The sequence below is a fragment of the Azospirillum sp. SYSU D00513 genome, from assembly GCF_017356015.1.
GTDB lineage: Bacteria > Pseudomonadota > Alphaproteobacteria > Azospirillales > Azospirillaceae > Azospirillum.
The window spans coordinates 47,486-59,849 of record NZ_JAFIQV010000025.1 but is presented as its reverse complement, the minus strand read 5'-3'; the positions used below and the strand labels follow the sequence as shown (position 1 = coordinate 59,849).

At 68.4% G+C, this 12,364-nt stretch carries 14 protein-coding genes; 10 read left to right on the top strand and 4 right to left on the bottom strand.

Features of this window, described 5'->3' with window-relative positions; all coding sequences use genetic code 11:
* Positions 1–35 precede the first annotated feature (35 nt).
* A complete protein-coding gene (locus tag JUB11_RS18745) occupies positions 36–1,103 on the top strand; it encodes an AraC family transcriptional regulator (protein ID WP_207460099.1) in 1,068 nt (355 codons plus the stop codon).
* On the opposite strand, the gene JUB11_RS18740 is transcribed toward JUB11_RS18745, so the two are convergent.
* Complete coding sequence (locus JUB11_RS18740) at positions 1,104–1,781, bottom strand: FCD domain-containing protein (RefSeq protein WP_207460098.1); 678 nt, start codon at positions 1,779–1,781, stop codon at positions 1,104–1,106.
* A gap of 272 nt (positions 1,782–2,053) precedes the next feature.
* Here JUB11_RS18740 and JUB11_RS18735 point away from each other — a divergent pair, with 272 nt between their 5' ends.
* The 6 genes from JUB11_RS18735 to JUB11_RS18710 all read left to right on the top strand — a co-directional run bounded on the left by JUB11_RS18735 (position 2,054) and on the right by JUB11_RS18710 (position 8,083).
* Positions 2,054–3,076: an ABC transporter substrate-binding protein gene (locus JUB11_RS18735; protein WP_207460097.1), complete on the top strand. Its 1,023-nt coding sequence runs from the start codon at positions 2,054–2,056 to the stop codon at positions 3,074–3,076.
* A 57-nt stretch (positions 3,077–3,133) separates the two neighbouring features.
* Positions 3,134–3,970 carry an ABC transporter permease gene (locus JUB11_RS18730; protein ID WP_207460096.1) on the top strand — a complete coding sequence of 279 codons (837 nt, stop codon included), beginning with the start codon at positions 3,134–3,136 and terminating at the stop codon, positions 3,968–3,970.
* Positions 3,971–3,973: 3 nt separating this feature from the next.
* Positions 3,974–4,813 (top strand): ABC transporter ATP-binding protein, encoded by an 840-nt coding sequence (locus JUB11_RS18725; RefSeq protein ID WP_207460095.1) that lies wholly within the window; start codon positions 3,974–3,976, stop codon positions 4,811–4,813.
* 14 nt (positions 4,814–4,827) lie between these two features.
* Complete coding sequence (locus JUB11_RS18720; protein WP_207460094.1) at positions 4,828–5,583, top strand: ABC transporter permease subunit; 756 nt, start codon at positions 4,828–4,830, stop codon at positions 5,581–5,583.
* Positions 5,580–6,308, top strand: a complete 729-nt coding sequence (locus tag JUB11_RS18715; RefSeq protein WP_207460093.1) for a fumarylacetoacetate hydrolase family protein — start codon at positions 5,580–5,582, stop codon at positions 6,306–6,308. Before JUB11_RS18720 ends, JUB11_RS18715 begins: the two co-directional genes overlap by 4 nt.
* A gap of 137 nt (positions 6,309–6,445) precedes the next feature.
* Entirely contained in the window at positions 6,446–8,083 is a 1,638-nt protein-coding gene (locus tag JUB11_RS18710; RefSeq protein WP_207460092.1) for an ATP-binding protein, read from the top strand.
* Positions 8,084–8,089: 6 nt separating this feature from the next.
* On the opposite strand, the gene JUB11_RS18705 is transcribed toward JUB11_RS18710, so the two are convergent.
* On the bottom strand, positions 8,090–8,464 hold the full coding sequence (locus JUB11_RS18705) for a 5-carboxymethyl-2-hydroxymuconate Delta-isomerase (RefSeq protein ID WP_207460091.1): 375 nt from the start codon (positions 8,462–8,464) through the stop codon (positions 8,090–8,092).
* Positions 8,465–8,507: 43 nt separating this feature from the next.
* Positions 8,508–9,548: a ferrochelatase gene (gene hemH / locus JUB11_RS18700; RefSeq protein ID WP_207460090.1), complete on the bottom strand. Its 1,041-nt coding sequence runs from the start codon at positions 9,546–9,548 to the stop codon at positions 8,508–8,510.
* A 396-nt stretch (positions 9,549–9,944) separates the two neighbouring features.
* Here hemH and JUB11_RS18695 point away from each other — a divergent pair, with 396 nt between their 5' ends.
* The 3 genes from JUB11_RS18695 to JUB11_RS18685 all read left to right on the top strand — a co-directional run bounded on the left by JUB11_RS18695 (position 9,945) and on the right by JUB11_RS18685 (position 11,507).
* Positions 9,945–10,439 (top strand): hypothetical protein, encoded by a 495-nt coding sequence (locus JUB11_RS18695; protein ID WP_207460089.1) that lies wholly within the window; start codon positions 9,945–9,947, stop codon positions 10,437–10,439.
* Positions 10,440–10,603: 164 nt separating this feature from the next.
* Positions 10,604–10,981, top strand: coding sequence for a response regulator (locus tag JUB11_RS18690; RefSeq protein WP_348771461.1), 378 nt, complete (start codon positions 10,604–10,606; stop codon positions 10,979–10,981).
* Positions 10,982–11,090: 109 nt separating this feature from the next.
* On the top strand, positions 11,091–11,507 hold the full coding sequence (locus tag JUB11_RS18685) for a response regulator (protein WP_207460088.1): 417 nt from the start codon (positions 11,091–11,093) through the stop codon (positions 11,505–11,507).
* A 16-nt stretch (positions 11,508–11,523) separates the two neighbouring features.
* On the opposite strand, the gene JUB11_RS18680 is transcribed toward JUB11_RS18685, so the two are convergent.
* Positions 11,524–12,255, bottom strand: a complete 732-nt coding sequence (locus JUB11_RS18680; protein ID WP_207460087.1) for a GntR family transcriptional regulator — start codon at positions 12,253–12,255, stop codon at positions 11,524–11,526.
* Positions 12,256–12,364 lie beyond the last annotated feature (109 nt).

Here is a 12,364-nt window from a genome sequence, read left to right as displayed (position 1 = left end):
TGATCCAGCGTGCGTGACCTCAAAGGGGCGGTGCCATGACGCTGAACGGATCGTTTTCCCGGCAGAACTCCGGCGAGTGCCCGTCGGTTGTGCAACGCAACATTCTCGCCGCCGCGGCCTGCGGCATCTCCGGCTTCATCGAAAGCCAGGGCGGTCGGCCCGAACGGGTCCTCCAGCGCGCGGGCATCGACGAGCGCCAGCTCGACCAGCCGACGTTGGCGCTCGACCTCGGATCCTACGTCGCGATGATGGAAGTCGCGGCGGCGGACACCGGCAACGACAATTTCGGCCTGCTCTACGGCCGGCAGTTCCAGCCGGACATGCTCGGGCTGATCGGCGCCATCGCGCTCGCCTCGCCGACGCTGGGGGCGGCACTCGACAACCTCGCGCGGCTCTTCCCCTTCCACCAGCAGGCGACCGAGACGCGCTTCCGGCGCGAGGGCGAGCTGCTGCGGCTGGAATACCGCATCCTCGACGGGCGCGTGGTGGAGCGGCGCCAGGACGCCGAGCTGACCATGGGCATGTTCGCCAACGTGGTGCGCGCCTGCCTCGGCCCGCACTGGATGCCGGAGGAGGTGCATTTCGAGCATGCCCGGCCGGAAGCCTGGCGCCGGCACGAGGCGGTGTTCGACGCCCCCGTGCATTTCGGGCAGCGGACCAACGCGCTGGTGCTGCGCGACCGCGACCTGGACCGCCGCATGCCGGCCGGCGACCTCGCGCGGCTGACGGCGCTGAGCGGGCAGCTGGTCAGCATCGCGCGGGACACGGGCGCGCCGCCGCTGCTCGACCGGCTGAAGGCGGAGGTGCGCGCCCGGCTGCCCGAGGGCTGCCCCTACATCGAGGAGGTTGCCGACGCGCTGGGCATGGCGCGCTGGACCCTGCAGCGCCGGCTGGCCGAGGAGGGCATCGTCTTCTCCGACCTCGTGGAGGGGGTGCGGCGCGACCTTGCCACGCTCTACATCCGCCAGCCGCACGTGCCGGTCGCCGACATCGCCTTCCTCCTGGGCTATTCGGAGGTCAGCGCCTTCAGCCGGGCCTTCCGCCGCTGGTTCGGACTGTCCCCCATGGGCATGCGCCAGCGCGCCGCGAGCGGCGCCTCCTGATCAGGAGGATTGGGGCCGCAACAGCTTGCGTTCCACCTGCTCCAGGTGGCGGCGCATGCTGTCGCGGGCGCGCTGCACATCGCGGTCCTCGATGGCGGCGACGATCTCCTCGTGCTCGGTGAAGCTGTGATGGTCGGGCGGCGGGCTGGCCCGGTCGGGGCGCAGCCGCCCCCAGGTGACGGTGCGGCGCACCGCGTTCAGCGTGTCGAGCAGCGCCAGCAGCAGCTCGTTGTGGGTCGCCTCGGCGACGAGGCGGTGCAGGCGGTTGTCCCAGCTCTCGTACTGGCGCCAGCTTTCGGTGGAGCGGCTGCGCTCGATGCAGTTGCGCATCTCCTGGATCTGGGCAGGGGTCGCGCCGACGGCGGCCTGGGCCGCCACCTCCGGCTCCAGCAGCAGGCGGGTGCGCATGACCTCCGCCGGATTGGTGCGCCGAGCCACCGCCGCGATGTCGGCGTGGGTGTCCAGCGGCCGGCTGCCGACGAAGGTGCCCTTGCCGACATGGCGCCAGATCTGCCCCTCCTGCTCCAGCACGGCGAGCGCCTTGCGCAGCACCGGCCGCGCCACGCCCAGGGTCTCGCTCAGCTCCCGTTCCGGCGGGAGGCGGCTGTTGAAGGGCAGCCCTGCCGAGGCCAGGAAGGCGCGGAGCTGCGTCAGGGCGGCGTCGTGACCGAGGCTCATGGCTGAACCAATCCTGTTACCAATGTGGTGATTGGTTGTACAATGTTCCGGTCCGGACTGCAAGGAGAGAGGCAGAAAATTCCTTGTTCCAGGCCGTCCGTTTCGGCCTATCCCTATTTTCCGAATTCGTTTGCTTGACTCACAAACGAATTTCGCGCGATAACCAATCACGCATTGGTTCAACGGAACCCCGCGCCGAGCCCGCCATCCCGGGCCGTGCCGGAGGTTCCGAAATTCGGCCAAGCAACGGGGCCGAAAAACGGGAGGAAAACATGCTCAAGCTGTTCCGCCGTTCGACACGCCGTGCCTTCCTCCGCAACGCCGCCCTTCTGGGCGTCGCCGCCGCCGCGGCGCTCTCCGTCCTGCCGGGCGACACCCGGGCCGCCGGCAAGGTCCGCATCGCCTTCGGCGACATACCGTCGGTCGAATCCCTGCATTTCCTGATCGCGCTGGAACGCGCCCGGGAGAAGGGGCTGGACCTGGAGGTCACCTACCTGAAGTCGGAGGACATCGCGGCCCAGGCCGTGGTCAGCGGGCAGGCGGACATCGGCGTCGGCGCGCCCTACGCGCTGGTGCAGAAGGTCAAGGCGCCGATCCGCTTCTTCTACCAGATGAGCACGTTGAGCTTTTACCCGATCGTCAACACCGAGCATTACAAGAGCTGGAAGGACCTGGACGGGCAGGAGGTCGCGGTCCATTCGCGCGGATCCGGCACCGAGGCCATCATGAAGCTGATGGCCGAGAAGAACGGGATCTCCTTCCGCAACATCAGCTACGTGCCGGGGTCGGAGGTGCGGGCGGGCGCGCTGCTCCAGGGCACCGTTAAGGCGACCATCGTGGACAGCACCAACCGCCGCATCCTCATGGAAAAGGCGCCGGGCAAGTTCGCCGTCCTGCCGATGGAGGGGGTGAGCGCCACCGACGAGGCGCTCTACGCCAACGCCAATTATCTGGCCGCCAACAAGGAAGCCGTCGGAACGCTGGTCGAAAGCTTGGTCCAGACCTGGCGGGAGATCAACGACGACCCCGCCGCCGTGGCGGGGCTGCGCGCCAAGTACAAGCTGCTGCCCGACCTGCCCAAGGATCTGGAGGCCGACATCGGCCCCTATTTCCAGGAGCTGGTGGCCGGCAAGAGCCTGCCGCAGAACGGCGGCGGCGAGGCGGCGGTGCGCGACGACTTCGCCTTCTACACCCTGTCCGGCCAGCTCCAGGGCGACGCCAAGACGCTCGAACTGACGAAATTCTGGGACCTGGGCCCGCTGGACGCGGCACTCGCCAAGGCTGGGCGGCGGTAGATCCTGACCTCGCCTCCGGCATCCCCCCATGCATCCCGCAAACAACGGGGACAGATCATGAAAACCACCATGGACGGTGTCGCGGCCATGCCGGGTCCGCGGCACGGGGCGGGCGGAACGCTGCTGCGCGCCGCCGCCGCGATGGGCGGCGGGATGCTGCTGTGGCGGCTGGCCTCCATCGCCCTGTTCTGCGGCCTGTGGGAGGTCGCCGGGCGCGTTCCCATCAGCCCGGCCTTTCCCAGCTTCTCCGCCACCGCAATCGCCTTCCGCGACATGATGGCGGACGGCAGCCTGCCGGCGGCCTTCGCCGTCACCCTCCAGCCGCTGGTGCTGGGCGTCGTCATCTCCGCCGTGCTGGGGGTGAGCGCGGGAGTGCTGATGGGGCTGCGGCGCGGCGTGGAATGGGTGGCGGCCCCCGTCTTCATCGTGTTCCAGGCGGCCCCCATGGCGGCGCTGATCCCGCTGGTCACCTTCGTCTACGGGATCGGGCTGACCGCGAAGGTGCTGGCGGTCTGCATGCTGGCGCTGCCGGTGATCGCGCTGAACGGCTACAAGGCGGTGCGCAACGTGAACCCGTCGCTGCTGGCGATGGCGCGCTCCTTCATGGCCAGCCCCTGGCAGCGGGTGGTCAAGATCATCATCCCCGACGCCAGCCCCGTCATCTTCGCCGGGCTGCGGCTCGGCGTGTCGGCCGGCTTCATCGGCGTGATCCTGGCCGAGCTGCTGATCACGCCGACGGGCATCGGCGACCTCATCACCTATCACCGCTCCATCGCCAACTACGCGGAGATGTACGCCTCCATCGCCTCGATCATCCTGTTCTCGGCGCTCACGCTCGCCGTGCTCCAGCGGATCGAAACCGTCTTCTTCCGTCCCGAAAAGCAGGGAGCCTGACCCATGGGCGCACTCCACCGCATCGACCCGGCCCCCGCCGCCGCGACCATCCTCCAGCGGCCCTCCGCCCTCGATCCGTCCGCCGGCGATCCGGTGGTCCAGGTCCGCGGCATCACCAAGCGCTACGGCGGCAGCGTGGAGGCCTTGAAGGACATCGACCTCGACATCCCCCGCGGCAAGCTGACCACCTTGCTGGGACCCAGCGGCTGCGGCAAGACCACGCTGCTGAAGATCATCGCCGGCCTGCTGGAGCCCAGCTCGGGCGAGGTCCGCGTCAACGGCCGCGAGGTGACCGGCCCCGGTCCGGAGCGCGCCTTCGTCTTCCAGGACTTCGCCCTGATGCCCTGGGCCACGGTGCTGCGCAACGCCGCCTTCGGGCTGGAGCTGCGCGGCGTGCCGCGCCGGGAACGCGAGGACATCGGCCGCCACTACATCCGCGAGGTCGGGCTCGCCGGTTTCGAGGAGCGCTACCCGCACGAGCTGTCCGGCGGCATGCGCCAGCGCGTCGGGCTGGCCCGCGCGCTTGCCGTGAAGGCGGAGGTGCTGCTGCTGGACGAGCCCTTCTCCGCCGTGGACGAGCAGACCCGCCGCAAGTTCCAGGAGGATCTGCTGCGGCTCGTCGCGCAGGAGAAGAAGACCTTCCTGTTCGTGACCCACAGCATCGAGGAGGCGGTCTACCTGTCGGACGGCATCGTCATGCTGTCGCGCCGGCCGGGCCGCATCAACCGCATCATCGAGCCCGCCATCGACCGCAGCGGCTCGCCGGACGAGATCCGCCGCGACAAGCACTACCTCGACACGGTCGAGGAGATCTGGCACGGCCTGCGCGATTACGTGGATTAGGGGAGGGCGCCGTCATGACCCTTTGCGGCGTCCGCGTGCCGATGATGGCCTCGCTCATCGTCTGGTGCATCCTGTGGGAGATCGTCGGCCGGATGGAGCTGATCTTCCTCGTCCCGCCCTTCACCGGCGTGCTGTCCGCCGCCTGGGAGTTGCTGCACAACCCGAAATACCTGGACGCCACGGCGGTCACGCTGCGATCCTTTGCGCTCGGCATGACGCTCGCCATCGCGGTGGGCGTGCCGCTGGGGATCCTGATGGGCCGGGTGCGGGCGGCGGACCGGCTGCTCGGCATGTGGGTGAACATGTTCGTGTCTGCGCCGCTGTCGGCCCTCGTGCCGATCCTGATGATCCTGTTCGGCATGGGAACGGCGACGGTGGTCGTCACCGTCTTCCTCTTCTCCGTCTGGATCATCGTGCTGGACACGCGGGCCGGCGTGCAGCATGTGCCGGGATCGCTGGTGGAGATGGCGCGCAGCTACGGCGCCTCGCGCTGGCAGCTCATGACCCGCATCGTCCTGCTGGCCGCCCTGCCGGAAATCCTGGCGGGTATCCGGCTCGGCCTGATCCGCGGGGTCAAGGGAGTGGTGATCGGCCAGCTGCTCGTCTCCATCATCGGCTACGGCGAGCTGTTCGAGCTGTACTCCCGCAATTTCCTGATGGAGGAATTCTGGGCTTTGACCATCCTCCTCTTCCTCTTCGCCATGCTGATCGCCGAAGCCGTCGGCGTTCTTGAAAAGAAAATCGAATATTACGCAGGAGTGAGACAATGACCGTCCTGGATGCCGACGTCGCCCAGAAGACCACCGAAAAGACCGCTTACGTCATCGCTCCGCAGCCCATACCGGCCTTGCCGGTGCGCGGCGAGAGGGGCCTGTTCCCGGTGCACCGGATCTATTGCGTCGGCCGGAACTACGCCGAGCACGCGATCGAGATGGGGCACGACCCGAACCGGGAGCCGCCCTTCTTCTTCCAGAAGAATCCCGACAACCTGCTCCTGACCGGCGAATTCCCGTACCCGGCCATGACCAAGGACGTCCATTACGAGCTGGAGATGGTCGTGGCGCTGGGACGCGGCGGCAAGGACATCCCCGTCGAATCCGCGCTGGACTGCGTCTACGGCTACGGCGTCGGGCTCGACATGACGCGGCGCGACCTCCAGGGCGAGATGAAGAAGCTCGGCCGTCCGTGGGAGATCGGCAAGGCCTTCGAGCATTCGGCCCCTTGCTCCGAACTGGTGCCGGCCTCGGCCATCGGGCACCCGTCACAGGGGCTGGTGTGGCTCGATGTCAACGGCGAGCGCCGCCAGACCGGCGACATCAACCAGATGATCTGGAAAGTGCCGGAGATGATTTCCTATCTCTCGGGCCTGTTCGAGTTGCGCCCCGGCGACCTGATCATGTCGGGCACGCCGGCAGGCGTCGGCGCGATCAAGCCCGGCGACGTCATGACCGGCGGCGTGGCGGGCGTGGGTGAACTGCGGGTCGCCGTGGTCTGACCGTCCGGGGAATCCTTCCCCACCGGCTCCGCCGCGGGATCGGCCGCGGCGGAGCCGTCCGCGTCTTCGCCTTCACCCCTCCGAGGACACCGCCGCCCATGCGTTAGGAAGCACGCGTTAGGAAAAGGGAGAGTTCGATGGCACGGGAACCGCCCTGGCCCCTCAACGAACCCGCGCGGATCGACCGGCTGAAGAGCTATGGCGTGCTCGACACGCCGGCGGAGGAGGCGTTCGACCGGATCACCCGGCTGGTCGCGCGCCATTTCGACGCCCCGATGGCGCTGGTCACCCTTCTCGACGAGACGCGCCAATGGTTCAAGGCGCGCCATGGCGTGGATCTGTCCCACACCAGCCGGCGCATCTCCTTCTGCGCCTACACGATCCTGGAGAACCGGGTGATGGTGGTGCCCGACGCCACCGAGGACGAGCGCTTCGCCGACAACCCCCTGGTGGTCGATCCGCCCCACATCCGCTTCTACGCCGGCGCGCCGCTGACGGCCGGGGAGGGGCTGGTGCTCGGCACGCTCTGCATCCTCGACCGGCGCCGGCGCGACGATTTCGGGCCGGAACGCCAGCAGGACCTCGCCGAGTTCGCGCGCATCGCCATGCACGACCTGGACATGAAGCGCACGCTCGCCGAGCTGGAATCGGCGCGGGAGGAGGCGCAGCGCGCGAACGACGCCAAGACGCGCTTCCTGGCGGCGGCCAGCCACGATCTGCGCCAGCCGATCCAGGCCGCCTCGCTCTACACCGGCCTGCTCGGCTACCAACTGACCGACCCGGAGACGCGGGAGCTGCTGGAACGGCTTCAGGCCTCCATCGACGGGCTGAACGGGATGCTCGGCGGCCTGCTCGACCTGTCCCGGCTGGAGGCCGGGGCCATCGTGCCGGAGCTGAAGAGCCACCTGCCCGGCGAGCTGATGGCCCGGCTGACGGCGGAGTTCCGCGCCCAGGCGGAGCTGAAGGGGCTGAGGCTGCGTCATCGGGCCTGCAACCTGCCGGTCCTCACCGACCCGCACCTGCTGGAGCGGATGCTGCGGAACCTGCTGTCGAACGCCGTCACCTACACCCAGAAGGGCGGCGTGCTGCTGGCCTGCCGCCGCCGGGGCGGGGAGGTGGAGTTCCAGGTCTGGGACACCGGGCCGGGCATCGCCGAGGAGCATCGCCGGACCGTCTTCGAGGAGTTCCGCCAGCTGGGCAAGCCCGCCCGCAACGGCGCGCAGGGGTTCGGGCTGGGGCTCGCCATCGTGAACCGGATCGCGCGGCTGCTGGGGCTGGCCGTCACGGTGCGGTCGGTCCCGGAGCGCGGGTCGCTCTTCGCCGTCCGAGTCCCGCTCGCCCGCCACCGCACGGCTCCTGGCCCGAGGGCCACGGCCACGCCGCCGGCGGTGCGGGACGCGGCCCGCTTCCAGGGGCGGACGGTGCTGGTGGTCGAGGATGACGACGCGGTCCGGCTCGCCATGACGATGCTGCTGGAAAGCTGGGGGGTGAACGTCGTCGCCGCCCGCACCCGCGAGGAGTTCGCGGAGCTGCTGCGCGACATCGAGGAGGAGCCGGACGCGCTCGTCACCGACTACCGCCTCCCCAACGGGCAGACCGGCCGCGAGGTGGTGGAGATGGTTCGGGCGCGCTGGAAGCTGCCGGCCGTGATCATCACTGGCGACACGGCGCCCGAGCGCCTGCGCGAGGCGCTCGCGACGGGCTGCCGCCTGCTGCACAAGCCGGTGGAGCCGAAGGATCTCGCCCGCGTGCTGGACGAGATGCTCCCCGGCTGAGGCCGCTCAACCGGCGCGGGCGAGGCTGATCTTGTGGTAGTTCGCGCGGTCGAGATCGTGGACCTCCACCGTCACCTGAAGGTCGAAGCGCCCCTCCGCTCCCTTCAGCGCCTCGGCCGCGCGGGCCAGCAGCCCTTCGCCCAGCCGGGTCTTCGCCGCCTGGTCGCGGCCCGACAGGATCCGGAAATCGACGTGCAGCATGGCGTGGCGGGGACCTCCGTCGCCGATCACCCAGCGTTCGACCGGGACCAGCCGCGTCTTGCAGCTCTCCAGCTCGACCCCAATGGCCTCCGCCGCCGTGGCGTGCAGGGCGGAGGCGAGGGCGGCCGGATCGAAGGCTCCTTCGAGGTTGGCGGAATATTCGATGGCGATCTGGGGCATGGGCTGACCTTCTTCGTTTCTGCGTCCGGGAGAATGAACGGCCTTAGCGCGCCGGCAGCCAGCCGCCGAGTTCGCGTTCGATGATGCCGGTCAGCAGGGCGATGTGGTCGGGCGTGGCGTTGAGGCAGGGGATGTAGCTGAAGGCCTCCCCGCCATTGTGCAGAAAGATCTCCCGCACCTGGCCGTTGATCTCCTCCAGCGTCTCCACGCAGTCGGCGGCGAAGCCCGGCGTGACGACGGCCAGCTTCTTCACGCCCTGGGCGGGCAGGGCCTCCACCGTCTTGTCGGTGTAGGGCTGGAGCCATTCCTCCTTGCCGAAGCGCGACTGGAAGGTATGGCGCAGCCGCTCCTCCGGCCAGCCCAGCCGCTCGCGCAGCAGCCGCGCCGTCTTCACGCAATAGCAGTGGTAGGGATCGCCCTTCTCCAGGTAGCTCTTCGGCAGGCCGTGGAAGCTGACCAGCAGCAGGTCCGGCGTGAAGTCCAGCCCGGCCAAATGCCGCTCCACCGACTTCGCCAGCGCGTCGATGTAGGCGGGGTCGTCATGGTATGTGGGCACGGTGCGCACGGCCGGCTGCCAGCGCATCGTCATCAGATAGCGGAAGGCCTCGTCGTTGGCCGTGGCCGTCGTCGCCGCCGCGTATTGCGGGTAGAGCGGGAAGAGCAGGATGCGGTCGCAACCCTGATCCTTCAGCCGCTGGATCGCCGTCCCCGTCGCCGGCAGCCCGTAGCGCATCGCCCAATCGACGACGATGGCATCGCCGTGCCGCTCCTTCAGCGTTTCGGTCACCGCCGCCGCCTGCGCCCGGCTGATCGTCTTCAGCGGGCTTTCGTTGTCTTCGTTGTTCCAGATCGTCGCGTAGGCGGCACCGCTTTTCGACGGCCGGGTGGTCAGGATGACTCCGTTCAGCAACGGCCACCAGATCGCCCGCGGCACCTCGATCACCCGGCGGTCCGACAGGAACTGCTTCAGGTAGCGCCGCATCGACCAGTAGTCGGTCCCCTCCGGCGTGCCGAGATTCAGCAGCAGCACGCCGATGCGGCGTTGCGGGACCGGGGGATGGGCAGCGGGAAGGGGGCTGGTCATGGACTCGCGATGCCTCGTTCAACGGGGCGGCGATCCTAGCAGGTGGCGCGGGAATTGGGAAATCGGCAGCGGCGATGATGGCGATAGGGCAGAGCTATGAATATTGTAACATTCGAGATGGCTTGCCTTTGCGCTCGCCAGAACGGAATTCCGTTCCGCCATGCGTTCCCGGAACGATGAGGCGGCGCTGGCTACAGCCATGCAACGCGGAGTTCAGAGAAAATGTGCCCAGGAAATGCTACTGTTGCCTGCAAAGAAAGGCTGAGATGCCGCTACCGGTCTCTGACGCAGGCAAGATGTACGAGGTATTCACACGCCGTTTCGACCTTTTTCATAGTTGCGGAAAGTGGCTGCCGACCTGAGAATTGTGTGCATTCGCATTCCAAGCAGGCAATCATGGGACCTTTCCTTGTCGCCATTCGACCCTGGGGTTTGCACCTGGAGGTGAGGCCGCCTCTGAGCGCGCGTGAAGCGGAGGAATTCAACGCGCTGTTCGAGGCCGCCTGCGCCACGCTGGCCCACAAGGGACCGGGCTGGGGAGCGCTGTCCGACATCCGGACGGTGGACATCGCCTCGACGCCACGCGACAGCATCGTCTGGTACATGCATCTGGCCCGCCAGTGCGGCGCGGAGCGGACCGCATCGATCCACGCGGACGGACGCGCCGCCGCCGTCTACGCCGCAGCGCTCCGCGACGCGGGCATCGCCGAACGGCACCGCATCCTCGTCGTCCCGGACGGCGACCCGGACCTGATCCAGCAGGCCTTCCGCTGGGTGCAGGACGGCGTCGAGCCGTCTTTCCAGCATCTCACCGAGGGCGAGGCGGGGCACCGGAACAAGGCGTCGGCGGTCCAGCCGGGCACCCGGATTCCTGTTGCCGAAATCGTCTGAGCTTTCACCAGGGATTCAGTGCTGGCCCACCGCAACCCGCCTAGCCCCGCTGCCGAACGTGCTAACGCCGAAGGTCGGAATTGCTCCTTTGTTGCCTTCGACCGATATTGGACCCTGAGGCAGTTTTCTCTGCGTCGAATCGGGCAAGGAAGGCCCTTGGGGCAGTGAGCAAGCATATCATCGTGGCTGAGGACGAGGCCCTGGTCGCCATGGGCTTCGAATGTTTCCTCCAGGACGCCGGTTATCGGGTGACGCTGGCCCAGGATGGGCTGGAGGCGATCGAGGCGTTTCGTGCCGATCCGGCAGACCTGTTGCTGACGGACGTGCGCATGCCCCGGCTGGATGGTTTCGGGCTGATCAGCCGGATACGGGAGATCGCGCCCGACCTCCCCGTCATCGTGGCGAGCGGGCACACCCGGCCGGACTCCGTCAATCTGGATGCCGCCAAGGCTCCGACCACCCTGCTGATGAAGCCCGTGTCGTTCCAGACGCTTCTGGACGCGGTCGCGGACGCGCTTATCGGCCGGAGGCATGCCGTCTGAAACCCCGACGGAAGTCGATGTGGTTTCGACTGCCGACCAATGCTATAGGAGGCCCGCGACCCTCCCGACCCCTCCCGAATCTTACGATACCCTGGACGAGACAGCGGGCATGAGCATCCACCCCGAACGGTTCACGGTCCTTGTGGCCGAGGACGAGGCGATCATCCGCGCCAGCATCGTCCAAGCGCTGAAAGAGCACGGCCACGCCGTCATCGAGGCCGCAGGGGTGGGGGAGGCACTGTCGCTTCTCGCGGCCGGGCGCCGGCCGGACTTTGCGCTGCTGGACATCCGGCTCGCTCATCAGTCGGACGGGATCGATCTGGCGCACGCCCTGCGGGAGCGCTGGGGCATCCTGTCGATCTTCGTCAGCGGCAATCTCCAGGGCGAGACGCTGGACCGGGCCTTGCGGGCCGGGCCTTTGAACATCGTGCGGAAACCGTTCGGCAACGACGACCTGCACCGGGCGCTGGAACTGGCGGCGCAGGCCCTCTGCACGGAGGATTGCACGGGGGAAACGGCCGCCTGACGCGCGGCCCCGTCGGTCAGGCGACGGTGTCGGCGGTCTGGCCGGCGGTGCTGCGCGCGGCGGGTTCGCTGTCGAACAGGTCGGGGAAGCGCCGTTCCAGCTCGGGCAGGGAGGTCAGGATCTCCCGCAGGTGCAGCCGCATGGCGGCCTCCGCCCGGTCCGGGTCGCGCGCCTCGATGCCGTCCAGGATGGCCTCGTGCTGGGCGATCAGCCGGTCCACCGGCGTCGCCTGCGGCAGGCTGAGGTAGCGAACGCGGTCCATCTGCGCCTTGGTCTCCTCGACCACACGCCAAGCATAGTCGCATTCCACCCCCAGCGCGATGGCCCGGTGGAAGGCCTCGTCCAGCTCCAGGAAGCGTTCCGGCTCCCGTTCGTCGGCGGCGGCCCGTTGCGCGTCCAGATTGGCGCGCAGCTCGCCGATGACGCGCGCCGGCATCTCCGCCCCGGCCTTGCGCACCACCGCCAGCTCGACCGCCTCGCGCACGAACCGGGCGTCGATCACCTGCTTGGCGGAGATCTTCACGACGAAGGTGCCGCGCTGCGGGCGGATCGTCACCAGGCCGGATTCGCTCAGCTTGATGAAGGCCTCGCGCACCGGCTGGCGGCTGACGCCGAGCTGGGTGGCGACCTCCTGCTCGGACAGGGGCCGGCCTGGGCTGAATTGCATCGTGACGATGGCCTGGCGCAGTTCCCGGAACACGCGCCGCGACACCGGCTCCGCCGAGTTCGGTTCGATCCTGCTGAGCATCGCTGTTCCTTCGCGCTCCCTCTGTCCACCGGGGAATGATCCCTGCCTCCCATCATGCGCATGACGGAAGGTCATTGCCAAGAGCATCCTCACATACTACCATACCAGT